13 protein-coding genes and 1 tRNA gene are annotated in these 15,865 nt (G+C 62.0%); 6 read left to right on the top strand and 8 right to left on the bottom strand.

Annotated elements, in window-relative coordinates:
- Positions 1–14 precede the first annotated feature (14 nt).
- The 4 genes from RBH19_RS05840 to rpsT form a co-directional block, all read right to left on the bottom strand.
- Positions 15–1,022, bottom strand: a complete 1,008-nt coding sequence (locus RBH19_RS05840) for a helix-turn-helix transcriptional regulator (protein WP_306727886.1) — start codon at positions 1,020–1,022, stop codon at positions 15–17.
- Between the two features lie 109 nt (positions 1,023–1,131).
- Positions 1,132–1,323, bottom strand: coding sequence for a hypothetical protein (locus RBH19_RS05835; RefSeq protein WP_306727885.1), 192 nt, complete (start codon positions 1,321–1,323; stop codon positions 1,132–1,134).
- 5 nt (positions 1,324–1,328) lie between these two features.
- Positions 1,329–1,841 carry a DUF6036 family nucleotidyltransferase gene (locus RBH19_RS05830; RefSeq protein ID WP_306727884.1) on the bottom strand — a complete coding sequence of 171 codons (513 nt, stop codon included), beginning with the start codon at positions 1,839–1,841 and terminating at the stop codon, positions 1,329–1,331.
- Positions 1,842–1,912: 71 nt separating this feature from the next.
- Positions 1,913–2,179, bottom strand: coding sequence for a 30S ribosomal protein S20 (gene rpsT / locus RBH19_RS05825; RefSeq protein ID WP_306727883.1), 267 nt, complete (start codon positions 2,177–2,179; stop codon positions 1,913–1,915).
- Positions 2,180–2,531: 352 nt separating this feature from the next.
- Between rpsT and murJ the strand changes: the two genes are divergently transcribed.
- The 5 genes from murJ to ispH all read left to right on the top strand — a co-directional run bounded on the left by murJ (position 2,532) and on the right by ispH (position 9,752).
- Positions 2,532–4,097, top strand: a complete 1,566-nt coding sequence (gene murJ, locus RBH19_RS05820; protein ID WP_306727882.1) for a murein biosynthesis integral membrane protein MurJ — start codon at positions 2,532–2,534, stop codon at positions 4,095–4,097.
- Between the two features lie 66 nt (positions 4,098–4,163).
- The gene (locus RBH19_RS05815; protein WP_306727881.1) at positions 4,164–5,114 is read left to right on the top strand and encodes a bifunctional riboflavin kinase/FAD synthetase; all 951 of its coding nucleotides are present in this window, start codon (positions 4,164–4,166) and stop codon (positions 5,112–5,114) included.
- A 4-nt stretch (positions 5,115–5,118) separates the two neighbouring features.
- A complete protein-coding gene (ileS, locus tag RBH19_RS05810) occupies positions 5,119–7,932 on the top strand; it encodes an isoleucine--tRNA ligase (RefSeq protein ID WP_306727880.1) in 2,814 nt (937 codons plus the stop codon).
- A 162-nt stretch (positions 7,933–8,094) separates the two neighbouring features.
- Positions 8,095–8,604 (top strand): signal peptidase II, encoded by a 510-nt coding sequence (lspA, locus tag RBH19_RS05805; protein WP_306727879.1) that lies wholly within the window; start codon positions 8,095–8,097, stop codon positions 8,602–8,604.
- A 182-nt stretch (positions 8,605–8,786) separates the two neighbouring features.
- Complete coding sequence (gene ispH / locus RBH19_RS05800) at positions 8,787–9,752, top strand: 4-hydroxy-3-methylbut-2-enyl diphosphate reductase (protein WP_306727878.1); 966 nt, start codon at positions 8,787–8,789, stop codon at positions 9,750–9,752.
- 14 nt (positions 9,753–9,766) lie between these two features.
- On the opposite strand, the gene RBH19_RS05795 is transcribed toward ispH, so the two are convergent.
- From RBH19_RS05795 to RBH19_RS05780, 4 genes are all read right to left on the bottom strand, one after another.
- Positions 9,767–10,297 (bottom strand): GspH/FimT family protein, encoded by a 531-nt coding sequence (locus RBH19_RS05795; protein ID WP_306727877.1) that lies wholly within the window; start codon positions 10,295–10,297, stop codon positions 9,767–9,769.
- Between the two features lie 189 nt (positions 10,298–10,486).
- Positions 10,487–11,773 (bottom strand): S8 family serine peptidase, encoded by a 1,287-nt coding sequence (locus RBH19_RS05790; RefSeq protein WP_306727876.1) that lies wholly within the window; start codon positions 11,771–11,773, stop codon positions 10,487–10,489.
- Between the two features lie 399 nt (positions 11,774–12,172).
- Positions 12,173–13,516 (bottom strand): S8 family serine peptidase, encoded by a 1,344-nt coding sequence (locus RBH19_RS05785; protein WP_306727875.1) that lies wholly within the window; start codon positions 13,514–13,516, stop codon positions 12,173–12,175.
- Between the two features lie 394 nt (positions 13,517–13,910).
- Positions 13,911–15,188, bottom strand: a complete 1,278-nt coding sequence (locus RBH19_RS05780) for a S8 family serine peptidase (RefSeq protein WP_306727874.1) — start codon at positions 15,186–15,188, stop codon at positions 13,911–13,913.
- Between the two features lie 384 nt (positions 15,189–15,572).
- Between RBH19_RS05780 and RBH19_RS05775 the strand changes: the two genes are divergently transcribed.
- Positions 15,573–15,648: transfer RNA gene (locus RBH19_RS05775), tRNA-Thr, on the top strand.
- Positions 15,649–15,865 lie beyond the last annotated feature (217 nt).

Raw genomic sequence — 15,865 nt, 5'->3', positions numbered from 1 at the left:
GTCCTGTTGGTGTCTCACTGATTGCAACTGCAATCTTGCAAGTCATCTGGATTCTTACGGTATTGGGCTGCCGCCAATTCGTGCTGTCTCTTGATTGCGTTTCGCAGACGACTGGGTGCCACGACCCATACGTCCGGTCCCCAGGCGAGGATCTCCCGGGTCAACTCCGTCGGTTCGCCGTAGGGCACTTGAAGTTCGTATTCCCCATCCTTCCACTGCCCGATCTGGTCGGGATGCCAGGTTTGTTCGGCGGCCCAGCGGGCGGCTTCGGAGGTGAAGCGGAGCACGGCCCAGTGTTCGGCGGGGCCGGTGAAGATGCCGAAATTGCCTTCCAGTTGCCGGTCGAGTTGTTTTTCGGGTAGGTCTCGGGCGGTTTGGGTCTGGATTTCCGGGTTGCGGATGCGGTCCAGGGAGAACAGGCGGAGGCCGCCAGCCTGGTGGCAGTTTGCTGCCAGGTACCAGTTGTTTCGGTAGTGGATGAGGCGCTGGGGGTCGGTGTGGCGCGGGCGGTTTTCGTCCTGGCTGCGGGAGCGGTATTCAAAGCGTAGCTGTCGGCGGCGGAGGACGGCTTCGGCGATCCGGCCGAAGGCGTCCGATTCGGTGTTGCGGTGGGCGATCTGGCGGATCTGGATGCGTTGCCCAAGCGCTTCGGCGTCGATGCCGCTCTGGCCGAGGAGTTGGCGGATGCGTGTTTTCAGGGGCCCGATATAGGGTTTGAGCAGGCCAGGCTGGATGGCCTCCAGGAGCTGCTCGGTGGCAAGCAGGCCGTGGAGTTCGGAGGCGTTGAGCCAGAGACCGGGTAGTTCGAAACGGGGTTCGTAGGGGTCGTAATGGTGGCCGTAGTGGCCGTCCTCGTGCCGGGTGCAGATGATGGGGGCGCCGAGGAAATCCCTGAGGTATTCGAAATCCCGGAAGAGGGTGGCCCGGGAGCATTCCAGTTCCGTGCGAAAGCGCTCGACAGGCACGGGCCGGGGGCTGTCGAGGAGGCGGTGGATCTTGATCAGGCGTTCAAAACGATTCATCAGCGTCCATGCTTTGGCGGTCTGCCCTGTTCAGCATAGACGATGGGGGTGGTGTTTCAAGGTGGGTGAGACAGGAGGGTGGCGCGGGTGATTCTGGCTGAAGCTGGAGTTACTCCGGCTTAATGGTGCGCTGGCCACGCCGTTCTCGATTCTGGGCAAATCGTTCGGCCAAAACACCCATTTCCTCGACAGCACGCATCTTTTCGTACAGGCTCAGTTTGCGCCAGCGATACAATTGCTCTCGGCGCGCACCGTCCCAAGTGGTCTTGCTCCAATCGATTTCATCTTCGGGCGGTGACATGATTACTACTCCTCTTCTGCACTCTGGTCGCGAAGAATGCGCAGGTGCTCCACATCATCTAGGTCGCGGGGTCGACCAACTGCCTCCTTCATGGTGATCAATGTGTCCAGAGCGGTGAAGGGGGCTTTGACCCCGGGAATCAGGGTTTCTGTCAGGGCTCGGTCGTATTCTTGCGGAAAATCGAAGGGGTGTTCGACAAAAATATCGATGGGGGTTTCCGGATGGGTATCGCTGAATAGCTGAAATACCTTCATTCCCTTGTCCCGTGCCCACCTTTCACGGGTTTTGCGGTCTGCGAAATCTTCAGCTCGAACCGGTATGGTGGGGCGATAGTCGAGGTCTTTTAACGCCTGCAAAGCGGCGAGAATGTTTTCAGGCACCAATTCGATAACCAGATCCGCGTCTTTGGTGTAACGCAGGTAGCCATGAGCATTCACGGCCAGACCTCCCGCCACCAGGTAGCGGACATTCGCCCTGTTCAGGGCGGTGATGATGGCTTCGAAGCTGTGCAGGCGCATGGCATTCAGAATACAACAAAAAAGGCCGGTCAGATGACCGGCCTTTTTCGTTCGCTCGGATCAGAACTGGCTCAGGAAGCCATTTCCTTGATGCGGGCATTCAGGCGGCTCTTGTGGCGAGCAGCCTTGTTCTTCTTGATGATGCCCCGGGTAGCCATGCGATCCAGATAGGGGATGGCTGCCTTGTAGGCTTCTTCGGCCTTGGCCTTGTCGCCGGCGTCGATGGCCTTGAGGACCTTCTTGAGACCGGTGCGCATGGCAGAGCGCATGCTGGCGTTGTGCTTGCGACGCTCTTCCGACTGGCGGGCGCGCTTCTTTGCGGACTTGATGTTAGCCAAGACTAGCTCCTGATGAATCTGCTTTCGGGTTCAGGTACCGCCCCTGGCGATTTGGCCCTGGGCGCGGCAACCTCCGGTGACAGTGGCACCGAAAGCCGCGTATCATGCGGAAAAACCGGCTTCCTGTCAAGGGTGGCAGGTGGAGTACGCAGTTCCCAGTTCCCAGTGAACAGAGGGTGCCGGCCGGGGCCGGGTGCCAATGCCTGAACGAAGGGGCGAAGTTGCAGCGCTTAAGCAGAAAAAACAATAACTTGGCCAGTCTCCCGTCAGCCCGTCGCGCTTCGGATTGGCCGCTGTGCCCAAGGGCCGGCATGGTCGCCGCTGTTCCTTTCTGGCCGGCCGAGGGTCGGGCATGAGTCTGTTGCGTTCGACGGGGCTGGTGGGTGGCATGACCCTGCTGTCGCGCATTCTCGGCTTCGTGCGCGACGTGGTGTTTGCCCGTTTCTTCGGCGCCGGGCCGGTCATGGATGCCTTCTTCGTCGCCTTCAAGATTCCCAATTTCATGCGCCGCCTGTTTGCCGAAGGTGGTTTCTCCCAGGCCTTCGTGCCGGTCGTGGGGGAGTATCGCAGTCAACGCGAGCATGCCGAGGTGCAGGCCCTGGTGGATCGCGTGGCCGGGGTGCTGGGGGGCTTTCTGGTTCTGATCACCCTGATCGGAGTGATTGCCGCGCCCTTGCTGATCCTGATGTTTGCGCCGGGTTTTGATGGCGAAGACGGGCGCCGCGAGCTGGCCACGGCCATGCTGCGCTGGACCTTCCCCTATCTGCTGTTCATCTCCCTGGTTTCGCTGGCGGCCGGCATTCTCAACACCTACGGGCGCTTCGGGGTGCCGGCCTTCACGCCGGTGCTGCTCAATATTGTACTCATCGCTGCCGCCATCTGGGGGGCGCCACTGTTCGAAGAGCCGAGCATGGCCCTGGCCGTGGGTGTGTTCGTGGCCGGGGTGGTGCAGCTGCTCTTCCAGATCCCCTTTCTCCGCCGCCTGCGTCTTCTGCCCCGTCCGCGCTGGGACCGGCGGCACGAGGGCGTGCGCCGCATCATGCGCCTGATGGCGCCGGCGGTCTTTGGATCCTCGGTGGCCCAGATCAACCTCCTGATCGATACCATCATCGCTTCCTTTCTGGTGGCCGGCAGTGTCAGCTGGCTGTACTACTCGGATCGATTGATGGAATTCCCCCTCGGTGTCTTCGGCATTGCCCTGGCCACGGTCATCCTGCCCGGTCTCAGTGCCCGCCATGCCGAAAAGGATCCGGTGGCCTTTTCCGATACCCTGGACTGGGCACTGCGTCTGGTCTGGCTGGTGGCGGTGCCGGCGGCGGTGGGATTGCTGTGCCTGGCCGGGCCCATGCTGGCCACCCTGTTTCAGTACGGCGAATTCAGCGAGCACGATACCCTGATGGCCAGCTACAGCCTCATGGCCTATGCCATGGGCCTGGTGGGTTTCACCCTGGTCAAGGTGCTGGCGCCGGGCTATTTCGCGCGCCAGGATACAAAGACACCGGTCAAGGCCGGTGTGGTGGCCATGGGCTCGAACATGTTGCTCAATCTGGCCATCGTCCTGCCCATGGTGCTCCTGGGCTTCGCGGCGCCTCACATGGGGCTGGCGCTGGCCACGTCGCTGGCGGCCTTCATCAATGCCGGCCTGCTGTTTGCGGGCCTCTGGCGCCGGGGCATTTATCGTCCCCGGTCTGGCTGGCGACGGCTGTTCCTGCAGGGGCTCGCCGCCAATGCCTTGATGGCGGTGGTGGTTCTCTGGCTGGCCGGGCCTCTCGAGGGCTGGGTGACGGCCGGCGCCCTGGAACGGGTCGGGCAGCTGGCCATCTGCATTGGGGCCGGCATGGTGGTCTATGGCCTCATTCTCCTGCTTCTGGGCCTGCGACGGCGGCATCTGGACGGCGCAAGCACGCCGGGCGGCTGATATAATGCGGCGTTTTTGCGGGGGCCGGTCGATTGCCCGGGCCCCATCATCCGGGAGCCTGCCGCTTTGCGCCTGATTCGTGGCCGTCACAACCTGCACCGGGCCCGCCGGGGCGGGGCCGTGACCGTTGGTAATTTCGATGGTGTGCATCTCGGCCACCAGGCCATGCTGAACCGGGCCCGGCAGGCGGTTGCGGACGGGCCACTGACAGTGATCAGCTTTGAACCCCGGCCTCTGGATTACTTTCTGGGCGAGCGGGCACCGAGCCGGGTGACCGGTCTGCGAGATCGTTGCCGCCTGTTGGCCGCGGCCGGTGTGGATCAGTTTCTCCTGCTGCGTTTCGACGCCGCACTGGCCGGCCTGTCACCCCAGCGCTTCGAGGAGGAGATTCTCGTCGGGGGACTGGCGCCGGACTATGTTCTGATCGGTGATGATTTCCGCTATGGAAAGGCTCGTGCAGGGAGCGCGGATAGTTTGCGGGTGGCCGGTCGGCGGCATGGGTTTCGCCTGGATGTGATGCCCACGGTCGAGGGTGAGGGCACTCGCGTGTCCAGCACCCGGATCCGCGAGCGCCTGGAGGGCGGCGACCTGGAAGGAGCGGCGCGACTGTTGGGGCGCCCGGTGCAGGTCAGTGGCCGGGTTCGTCACGGGCGCCGTCTGGGACGGGAACTGGCCTATCCCACGCTCAATCTGGCCGTGCATGAACGCCTGGCGATTCGCGACGGGGTCCATGTGGCCCGAGTGACCTTGCCGGATGGGCACGGTGTTCGCCCGGCCATTGCCAGTCTCGGCCGGCGTCCCACCGTGGATGGGCGCCGTCGCCTGCTGGAAGTGCATGTATTCGACTGGCAGGGTGAATTGTATGGGCAGCATGTCTGCGTGGACCTGCTGCATCATCTGCGGGATGAAGAACGTTTCGAGCATCTGGAGGCCCTGAGGGCCCAGATGGACAGAGACAGCCGCCAGGCCCGGGCCTGGCTGGCTGAACAGACACACACAGACGACAGGGCAGGGTGAGACGGTGACCGATTACAAAGCCACGCTCAATCTTCCGCAGACCGATTTCCCCATGCGCGGGAATCTGGCCAAGCGCGAGCCGGACCGGCTCAAGGCATGGGAAGACAGCGGTCTGTATCAGAAGATCCGTGAGCGCTTCCAGGGGCGACCGAAGTTCATCCTGCCCGATGGCCCGCCCTACGCCAATGGCGATATTCACATCGGCCACGCGGTGAACAAGATCCTCAAGGACATGGTGATCAAGTCACGCACCCTGGAAGGCTTCGACGCGCCCTATGTGCCCGGCTGGGATTGTCATGGCCTGCCCATCGAGCTGAAGGTGGAGGCCAAGGTCGGCAAGGTGGGCGACAAGGTGGATGCCCGTGCCTTCCGCCAGGCCTGCCGCGACTATGCCCATGAACAGGTGGATCGCCAGCGCAGGGATTTCAAGCGCCTGGGGGTGCTGGGGGACTGGGATCGCCCCTACCTGACCATGGATCCCCAATACGAGGCGAATCAGCTGCGTGCCTTCGGCAAGATGATCGAGCGTGGTCATCTCTACAAGGGCTACAAGCCGGTGCACTGGTGCATGGACTGCCGTTCGGCCATGGCCGAGGCGGAAGTGGAGTATCAGGATCACACCTCGCCGTCGGTGGACGTGCGTTTCCCGGTGGTGGAAGTGGCCGACCTGGCCGCGCACTTCGGGATTGATGCCGGGCAGATCGATGGCCCGGCCTTCCTGCCCATCTGGACCACCACGCCCTGGACCCTGCCCGCCAACCGGGCGGTGGCCCTGAACGCGGATCTGGAATACGGCCTGTATGCCGTCAAGGGGCCGGAGGGGCAGGCCTTCACCGTGCTGCCGGTGGTCATGATGGACGAGGTGATCCAGCGCTGGGGCTGGTCGGACCCCCGTCAGCTGGCTGTCGTGGCGGGTCGTGAGCTGCTCAAGCTGCGCCTGCAGCACCCCTTCCTGGATCGGGAATCCCCGGTGGTGCTGGGCGAGCATGTGACCACCGAATCCGGTACCGGTGCCGTGCACACTGCCCCGGGCCATGGTCAGGAAGACTACCTCATGGGCCTGCAGTACGGCCTGCCCATGGATCATCAGGTGGACGAGCGGGGCGTATTCACCGCCGATGCCGAGCATGTGGCCGGTGAACATGTGTTCAAGGCCAATCCCCGCCTGGTGGCCCTGCTGGAAGAGAAGGGCATGCTGCTGCATCACGAGAAGTACCAGCACAGTTATCCCCATTGCTGGCGGCACAAGACCCCGGTGATCTTCCGCGGTACGCCCCAGTGGTTCGTGAGCATGGACCGGGGTGGCATGCGCGAGGCGGCACTCAAGGAAATCGGCCAGGTGAAGTTCACCCCGGAGTGGGGCGAGAACCGCATTCGGGCCATGGTGGAAAACCGGCCGGACTGGTGTATCTCACGTCAGCGCAGCTGGGGCGTGCCCATTGCGCTCTTCCTGCATCGCGAGAGCGGCGAGCTGCATCCGGAAACCCCGCGCCTGCTGGAGGAAGTCGCCAGGCGGGTGGAGCGGGAGAGCATTGACGCCTGGTTCGAACTGGACCCGGCCGAGCTGCTGGGCGAGCAAGCCGCCGAATACGACAAGGTTACCGATATCCTGGATGTCTGGTTCGACTCGGGCATGGTGCACTTCTGTGTGCTGGAGCAGCATGAGCAGCTTCAGTTCCCTGCGGATCTCTTCCTGGAAGGCTCGGATCAACATCGTGGCTGGTTCCAGTCTTCCCTGCTGACCTCCGTGGCCATCAATGATGTGGCGCCCTACAAGGGCGTGCTCACCCACGGTTTCACCGTGGACGAGAAGGGCCGCAAGATGTCCAAGTCGGTGGGCAATGTGGTGGCCCCGCAGAAGGTCTTCAATTCCATGGGCGCCGATGTGCTGCGTCTGTGGGTGGCGGCCAGTGACTATCGTGGCGAGATCGCCGTCTCCGACGAGATTCTCAAGCGGGTGGCGGACAGCTATCGCCGCATGCGCAACACCCTGCGCTTCCTGCTGGCCAACATGGCCGGCTTCGAGCCGGAACAGCATGCCCTCAAGCCGGAGGAGATGCTGTCACTGGATCGCTGGGTGGTGGCGCGTGCTGCCAGTCTGCAGGAGGATATCCGCGGGGCCTACGATCGCTACGAGTTCCATACCATCTACCAGCGCATCCACAATTTCTGCGTGAATGACCTGGGTGGCTTCTATCTGGATGTGATCAAGGATCGCCAGTACACCACCCAGGCGGACAGCATTGCCCGGCGGTCCTGCCAGACGGCTCTGTGGCATATCGCCGAGGCCATGGTGCGCTGGCTGGCCCCCATCCTCTCCTTTACCAGTGAAGAGATCTGGTCGCATCTGCCGGGCGACCGCAGCGAAAGCATCTTCCTGGAAACCTGGTACGAACTGCCGACCGCGGACGCCGGGGATGTCGACTGGGAGTCCGTCATTGCCGTGCGCGATGAAATCTCCCCGATCCTCGAGCGCCTGCGCAACGAAGACCGCATCGGGGCTTCCCTGGATGCCCGTGTCACCCTGTATTGTGACGGCGAGCTGCAGTCGCAGCTGGCTGCCCTGGGAGAGGAGCTGCGTTTCGCCCTGATCACCAGCGAGGCCCGTGTACTGCCGGCCAGCGAGCGGGGTGACGAAGCGGAAGCCGCCAGCGAAGTCGAGGGTCTGTGGATCCTCGCCGAACGCTGCGATCACGAGAAATGCGTACGCTGCTGGCACCGCCGCAGCGATGTGGGCGAGAACAGCGAACACCCCGAGATCTGTGGCCGTTGCGTGAGCAACGTGGCTGGCGAGGGCGAGGTTCGGCGTTACGCCTGAGGTAGAACAGAGGAACCACCGAAATCGCCGATCACACCGAAAAAAGGAAGATCGATCAAAGAGGCACAGAGAATCGATTCTTGCCTTCATCCAGCTGGCTTCGGTGTTTTTCGGTGTGTTCGGTGGTTTCAAGGTTTTTTTCATTCAGCCAGGAGAGCTGCAATGCTGGGTGTTGACATCAAGAAGCCGAAGGGGACGGGTGCGCTGATCTGGCTGATCCCCTCGGCTGTCATTGTGGTGCTGGACCAGATCACCAAGCTGTGGGCCGAACGAGCGCTGGATTTTGCCCAGCCGGTGAACGTGCTGCCCTTTCTCAACTGGCGGCTGCTTTACAACGAAGGGGCGGCCTTCAGCTTTCTGGCCGATGCCGGCGGCTGGCAGCGCTGGTTCTTCATTTCCCTCACAACCGTCGTCAGCATTGGCATCATCGCCTGGCTGCTTTATCTGCCCCGACGGGGTGAAGGCCGTTTGGCCTGTGGCCTGGCCTTCATTCTCGGTGGTGCGGTGGGCAATCTCATCGACCGCATTGCCTACGGCCATGTCATCGACTTCATCGATGTCTTCTACGGCAGCTGGCACTGGCCGGCCTTCAACATCGCCGACTCCGCCATCACCATCGGCGCCATTCTGGTCATCATCGACAGCTTCTGGCCGCAGCGGAAGGGAGTCTGACCCAACCCCCTCGTGACCGTAATCGTAATCGTATTCGGCATTCCCAAACATTGAGAAACCCCCGATCACGACTACGCTCACGAGGGTGGCATAACCCCCCGACACAGCAGGGTTTTTCCCACCACCTGGCCCTGCGGTACAATACGCCCCAGCAAGTGCCACCACTCCCTTGAGGCGGTCCCATGCAAATCCTGCTCACCAATCCCCGCGGATTCTGCGCCGGTGTCGACCGCGCCATCGAGATCGTCGAGCGGGCGCTCGAGATCTACGGTGCCCCCATCTATGTCCGCCATGAAGTGGTTCACAACCGCTATGTGGTCAACCGCCTGCGGGATCAGGGTGCCGTGTTCGTGGAAGAACTGCATGAGGTGCCGGATGACGCCATCGTCATCTTCAGCGCCCACGGGGTATCCAGGGCCGTGGAGGAAGAGGCCGAGCGTCGTGGCCTGAAGGTCTTCGATGCCACCTGCCCGCTGGTGACCAAGGTTCACCTGGAAGTACATCGCTACGCCCGCGAGGGACGTGACGTGATCCTTATCGGGCACTCCGGGCATCCGGAAGTGGAAGGCACCATGGGGCGCTTCGATACCCGCTGGGGCGGGAAGATCCACCTGGTGGAAGTGCCCGAGGACGTGGCCGGTCTCCAGGTCAACGATCCCGAGAGCGTGGCCTTCGTGACCCAGACCACCCTGTCCATGGATGACACCGCCCAGGTCATCGAGGCGGTCCGACAGCGCTTCCCGGCCGTCGCCAGCCCCCGCAAGGAAGATATCTGCTACGCCACCCAGAACCGCCAGGATGCCGTCCGCGGCCTTGCCGGCCAGGTGGAGGTGATGCTGGTGGTGGGTTCGCCCAACAGCTCCAACTCCAATCGTCTGCGCGAGATGGCCGAACGTGAGGGCGCCCGCGCCTGGCTGGTGGATGGCCCCGAGGATCTCAAGCGTGAATGGTTCGAGGGTGTGGGCAAGGTAGCGGTGACCGCCGGTGCCTCGGCTCCGGAAGTGCTGGTCCAGCGGGTGGTGGAACGCCTTCGGGAATGGGGTGGCCAGGGTGCGGAGGAAACCAGTGGTCGCGCCGAGACGGTCACCTTCTCCCTTCCGCGATTGCTGAGGACCCGGCCCTCGGACAAGGCGAAATCTGCTTCCTGATCGGTGCCGCATGATCAGCATTCGGGGGAGGGCATTCTGTCGGGATCCCGGGTGCTGCGCACGCGCCCCATCACATTGATGATCACGGCCCGATCCGCCGTGGTCTCACCCCGTCGGCACATCAACAGGGTGCCATTCGTGCTCCTTCGGCCATCCGTCCTCAGTGTGAATGCCTGGCGGTTGGCCTGAAGGCCAGGTGCCGAACCCGGGATGACGCGCAGTATCTGATCGGGATCCCGCAGGCGGTTGCCACTGCCCCCATGCTGGTGTCGGTATATGAGCCACCCCTCGGACCATGCCTGTGTATTCCGTTCGCAACTCAAGCCATCAATGGTGGGGCACAGCGTGACCGGCACCCCGAGTCGAATGGATGCGTCACGTGCAAAGTGCAGACTGCTGACCAGCCGATTGGTGGCCGCCGTCATGCGGGCTTCCTGTATCGTGCGATCCAGGCTTGGCAGCCCCAGGCCCAGTAGCAGACCGGCGATGACCAGCACGATCAACAGCTCCAGAAGTGTCATTCCCCTTACACGGATACTCCCCACGTCTCCCCCTCCAGACTGACGGCTTGTTCAGGAGCACGTTAATGACGGGAGATAGCGGCTCGCAATAGCGGGACAGACGATGTCTGAAATATCTGACAGGACTTGCAGAAAAAACGGCAGGGGCGGGGCAAGAAGAAAGACCGGGGTGCGAGGTGCACCCCGGTCGTTTCATGCACATCGTATTCGGCTTCAAAGACCGCTGGCGTCGAGGAAGTCCTCGTCGTGCGGGTTGCCGCTGGTGTTGGAGAAGCTGCCAGTGTCCTCGGCCTGGTTCAGCAGTGCACTGCGAGTGTTGTAGAAGGCACTCGAACTGGCGGACTGATTGCTGGAGCTCAGGAAAAGGGCAGCACCGCCGGCCACATGGGGTGCGGCCATGGAGGTACCACTCATGGTTTCCGTACCCCCACCGGCCGAGGTGGAGAGGATGCTGGCGCCCGGCGCGGCAATGGCGACCGGAGCGGAGTTGTTGCTCGTCCAGCTGGCGCTGCGATCGCCCCAGTTCGACCAGCTCGTCCAGTCGTCGTTGGAGTTGGTGGCGCTGACCGTGATCACGGCATCGTCATAGGCAGCCGGAACGGCACCCGCGGCATCGGCACCGGAGTTACCGGCGGCCACAACCATCACCACGCCCGCGTGCTTGGCATTGCAAAGCGCCTCATGATAGCTGTCATCGCCGCTGAAGCCATTGCTGGTGCATTCGCCGGTCTTGGAGCCGCTACCGCCCAGGCTCATGTTGCCAACCACCGGCTCACCCAGTTCGATGGCCTGCTGGGTTACCCAGTCCACGCCGGCGATTACACCGGAGCGGCTGCCAGAGCCGTTGTCACCGAGCACTTTCACCGCCCAGAGAATGGCATCCGGGGCAACGCCGACCACGTCGATGTCATTGTCCAGAGCGGCAACGGTGCCGGCCACATGAGTACCGTGACCATGGCCGTCGTCCCAGTCGGCGGCGCAGCGACCACCGCGGCAACGTTCAATTGCATAACCACCGGCCACATTCAGGTCGTCGTGGCGGGGGTCAATGCCCGTGTCGAGGATGTAGACGTTGATACCGGCGCCGGTGTTGGGGTTGTCCTGTGAACCCACGCGGTCAATGCCCCAGGGCACGGTCTGGCCGCCGCCACCGCCGCCGCCGCCGCCACCACAATGGGGGCAGTTGCCTTGAGCGATGCTCATTTCGGTATCAATGTTGACACTGGCAACTCGGGGGTGATTGCGCAGCGAAGCCAGACGGGCTTCGGGCACGGAAGCGGAGAAGCCGGTCAGGGCAGCGCCATAGACATGCCGGGGCTGCAGGCCAAGGCCATGAGCAAAGTTTCGCGCCTCGGCACGATTGTTTACGTGTTCAGCGGCCGGACCACCGTCATTCAGGCTGACAATGACGTCGATCATCCGGTCGTTGTTGGCCAGCGCTACGCTGGAGGTAAGAACAAGGCTCGCCGCGCAGGCGATCAGTAAGGTCTTCAATCTCATGTCAAACTCCCATTTAAGTCCGTCAATGACACTCAGCTCACGAGTCCCCCCCGGGATCGGGCGCACCCGATCCTTCACCGTCCTGGAACCCGTTTGCATCATCCATGGGAGCGAATGAAGCAAGGCGCCACCATGACGCCTTGAAGAAATAAGCTAGTCGAGGATATGACAAATGCAAGTTGAATCAGTGGGAAGTGGGACAAGAGGTGGTGGCTAACCCTGATCGCGTCTGTTGATAAATAAAGCAAGTCATTGATAGAAAACATATATGGTGTTTCTGCCGCTTGTGGCGTTTTAAAAGAACGGAAAGTTGCGTATTTCATTCTTGTAAAAGAAAAGCCGGGGCAGTGCCCCGGCTTTAATTCGCTTGCCTTATTGATGTTTTATTGTGTTGCTTCCTTACAAACCGCTGGCATCGAGGAAGTCCTCGTCATGCGGATTGCCACTGGTGTTGGAGAAGCTGCCAGTGTCTTCCGCCGTGTTCAGCAGGCCGCTGCGGATGTTGTGGAAAGCGCTGGCATCCGCCGACTGCGGGTTCGAACGCAGCAGCAGGGCCGCACCGCCGGCCACATGAGGGGCGGCCATGGACGTACCACTCAGGCTCTCGGTGCCGCCGCCCAGGGCGGTGGACTCAATTGCGGCGCCGGGGGCTGCAATGGCGACCGGAGCGGAGACATTGCTGGTCCAGCCCGCGCTGTCATCACCCCAGTTCGACCAGCTGGTCCAGTCGTCGCCTTCCGAGGTGGCGCTCACGGTGATCACAGCATCGTCATAGGCGGCCGGAACGGAGCCGGCGGCATCTGCGCCGTCATTGCCGGCAGCCACCACGAAGACCACGCCCACGTTCTTGGCGTTGCAGATGGCTTCATGCATGGCGTCGTCGCCGCTGAAGCCGCTATCCGTGCACTCGCCGCTCTTGGAGCCGCCGCCGCCAAGGCTCATGTTGGCAATGGCCGGTTGACCACTGGCCTGAACCTGTTCGGCGACCCAGTCGATGCCATCAATGATGCCGGCGAAGCTACCGCCACCACCACTGTCGAGCACCTTGACCGAGTGCAGGGTGACATCCGGGGCGACACCGACCACATCGATGTCGTTGTCGATGGCACCGACAGTACCCGCCACATGGGTACCATGGCCCTGGTCATCGTCCCAGTCAGCCAGACATTCGTCGTTGCTGCCGCCGGCGAAGGGACCACCACCGGGCCCGCCACCGCCTTCTTCACAGGTTTCAACGGCATAGCCGTTGCCCAGGTTGTCGGCCAGATCGTCATGGCTGGCATCAATGCCGGTGTCCAGGATGTAGACGCTGATGCCGTCACCCGTGTTGTTATTGCCGTCGGCGCCCACGCGCTCGATGCCCCACGGTGTGGTCTGTTCGCCATCATCACCGTTATCGTCGTCGCCGCCATTACCACCGCAATGGGGGCAGTTGCCCTGCATGGTGGTGACTCGACCGTTGATGGTGACGCTGTTCACACGTGGGTGATCACGCAGGGCCTCTAGGCGGGCTTCGGGAACTGAGGCGGCAAAGCCGGTCAGAGCCGCCCCGTAGACGTGGGCAGGTTGCACACCAAAGCCGGCTGCAAAGTTGCTGGCTTCGGCCCGGTTGGCCGCCGCTTCGCTGGCGGGACCGCCATCATTGAGACTGACAATGACATCCACATGACGATCGCTGTTCGCCATGGCGGAGAAAGACGCAACAGCCAGAGCAGCCGCTGCAATGCTTGAGGTATAACGCATGTAATCCTCCCAAAATTAAGGTTTTGATAAACCTTGCGTCACCATGAACAGCACCCCCGCCCCGCTGTGACAGAATCCTCTGTCTGATGCTGTCAGGCCGTTCCCTGAGTGAAGAAACGCAAAGTGGCATCCGCAGATACCAGTTTGTAGGCCTAGGCCAGGACACCTGACATTGCAATGAAAATGGGGAATTGTTACCAAAAAATAGAAGACCAGTTGAGATCGAAATGCGATTGATGGCCCGCCACTGTCGGCATCTGGTGATATTTGGGGCAATCGGTTTTTTTTGCTATCGACCTGTCAGATTCCGCGGATTGTTTAGGGCTATGATGAAAAAAGAAAGGCCGGGGCAAGCCCGGCCTTTCCTGCTTCCTGATTTGGCGTTCGCTCGGACTCAGAGTCCGCGAGCATCCAGGAAGTCTTCGTCATGCGGATTGCCGCTGGTGTTGGAGAAGCTGCCTGTATCTTCCGCACTGTCCAGGAGAATGGAACGCGCGTTGAAGAAAGCACTGGAATCCTGGCTTTCATTGCTGGATGCCAGGATCAGTGCAACGCCACCGGCCACATGGGGGGCAGCCATGGAAGTGCCACTCATGGTCTCAGTGCCACCACCGGTCGAGGTGGAGAGAATCGCAGCACCCGGCGCGGCGATGGCGACCGGAGCGGAGTTGTTGCTGGTCCAGTCAGCACTATCGTCGCCCCAGTTGGACCAACTGGTCCAGTCGTCACCCACTTCGGTGGCGCTGACCGTGATGACGGCATCGTCGTAGGCGGCCGGAACGGCATCGGCCGCATCGCCGCCGTCGTTACCGGCAGCGGCCACCGTGATCACACCGGCATTGCGGGCATTGCAAAGGGCCTCGTGATAGCTGTCGTCACCGACAAAGCCATCATCCGTGCATTCACCGGTCTTGGAGCCGGAACCGCCGAGACTCATGTTCGACACCACGGGTTCACCCAGGTCGATGGCCTGTTGGGTCACCCAGTCAATGCCTTCAATGACACCGGATCGGCTGCCGGACCCACTATCGCTCAGCACCTTCACGGACCAGAGGATGGCGTCAGGGGCCACGCCGACCACATCGATGTCATTGTCCAGCGCCGCGACCGTGCCGGCCACGTGGGTGCCGTGGCCGTGGCCATCGTCCCAGTCAGCGGAGCAACCACCACCGCGGCAATTCTCCACGGCGTAACCACCGGCCACGTTCAGGTCGTCATGATCCGGGTCGATACCGGTGTCGAGGATGTAGACATTGATGCCGGCGCCGGTATTGGCGTTGTCCTGGGAGCCAACCCGTTCAATACCCCAGGGGACGGTCTGATCATCGCCGTCACCGCCACCGCCGCCACAATGCGGGCAATTACCCTGAGCGATGCGCACCTCGCCATCCATGTTCACGCTGGCGACACGGGGGTCGTTACGCAGTGCATCAAGACGGTTTTCGGGAACAGAGGCGGCGAAGCCGGTGAGAGCGGCTCCGTAGACACGAGTCGGCTGAATGCCGACGCTGTTCGCCACATCACGGGCAACCGCACGGTTACTCGCATGTTCTACAGCGGGACCGCCGTTCTCAAGGCTGACGATCACGTCGATCATGCGGTCATTGTTCGCGGAAGCAGTCGAGAAGGAAAGGGCCAGGACAGCCCCGACAAGCATACTGCTGAAACGCATAAGACACTCCAAGTTCAGGTTTGTGGAAACCTTTGCGCATGCAAGCAGAGACCCCCCCTGCTGTATGTGCCCCTTTTCCCTGGGTCACTGCCTGCGCTGTCCTTGAGTGTCGAAAACGCAAAGTGATGTCCGCAGACATCGACTTTCAGGCCTAGGCCAGGACTACGGTATTTGCAAGAAAAATGGGTTCTTGTTCCCAAGAATGGGAGTCGCCAGGGAAGGAGTGAATCGCCGGAAAGACACGCCTGTCGCGCATTATGGCCACGTCGGCCCAATTCGGAGAAAATGATTATCGACGATACGAGCTTCCGGCAAGGTTGGCGCTCATGGACGGGGCGCGCCATTGTGGCTGAGTGGCCAAATCGCTATAATCCGCCGCCTGTTGCCGGAGTAGCTCAGTCGGTAGAGCAGCGCATTCGTAATGCGAAGGTCGCAGGTTCGACTCCTGTCTCCGGCACCATTGAATCATCGAGGCCATCCAGTTTTGGGTGGCCTTTTTTGTCGGTGGGGGCGGGAACCCGCGACCTTCCATTGTTTGATGCGAAGGTCTCCGGTTGCGGGGCTCGTCCCTGAGCCCCGCCCTTCGCTGCGCTCCGGGCTTCGCGACAGATCGCTCCCGGCGATCTGTTCGACTCCTGTCTCCGGCACCACAGTCTCAACGAAGCCACCCAACCCTG

Origin of the sequence: Natronospira bacteriovora (assembly GCF_030848495.1) — a bacterium.
Classification (GTDB): domain Bacteria; phylum Pseudomonadota; class Gammaproteobacteria; order Natronospirales; family Natronospiraceae; genus Natronospira; species Natronospira bacteriovora.
Note: the sequence above shows the minus strand (reverse complement) of the source record. Positions and strands in the feature narration are given on the sequence as shown.

What these genes read in the sequence shown, in the direction of transcription:
- RBH19_RS05785 (WP_306727875.1), bottom strand. Translation starts at nt 13,516, where the DNA reads ATGCGTTATACCTCAAGCATTGCAGCGGCTGCTCTGGCTGTTGCGTCT.
- murJ (WP_306727882.1), top strand. Translation starts at nt 2,532, where the DNA reads ATGAGTCTGTTGCGTTCGACGGGGCTGGTGGGTGGCATGACCCTGCTG.
- RBH19_RS05840 (WP_306727886.1), bottom strand. Translation starts at nt 1,022, where the DNA reads ATGAATCGTTTTGAACGCCTGATCAAGATCCACCGCCTCCTCGACAGC.
- RBH19_RS05835 (WP_306727885.1), bottom strand. Translation starts at nt 1,323, where the DNA reads ATGTCACCGCCCGAAGATGAAATCGATTGGAGCAAGACCACTTGGGAC.
- ispH (WP_306727878.1), top strand. Translation starts at nt 8,787, where the DNA reads ATGCAAATCCTGCTCACCAATCCCCGCGGATTCTGCGCCGGTGTCGAC.
- RBH19_RS05790 (WP_306727876.1), bottom strand. Translation starts at nt 11,773, where the DNA reads ATGAGATTGAAGACCTTACTGATCGCCTGCGCGGCGAGCCTTGTTCTT.
- RBH19_RS05780 (WP_306727874.1), bottom strand. Translation starts at nt 15,188, where the DNA reads ATGCGTTTCAGCAGTATGCTTGTCGGGGCTGTCCTGGCCCTTTCCTTC.
- RBH19_RS05830 (WP_306727884.1), bottom strand. Translation starts at nt 1,841, where the DNA reads ATGCGCCTGCACAGCTTCGAAGCCATCATCACCGCCCTGAACAGGGCG.
- lspA (WP_306727879.1), top strand. Translation starts at nt 8,095, where the DNA reads ATGCTGGGTGTTGACATCAAGAAGCCGAAGGGGACGGGTGCGCTGATC.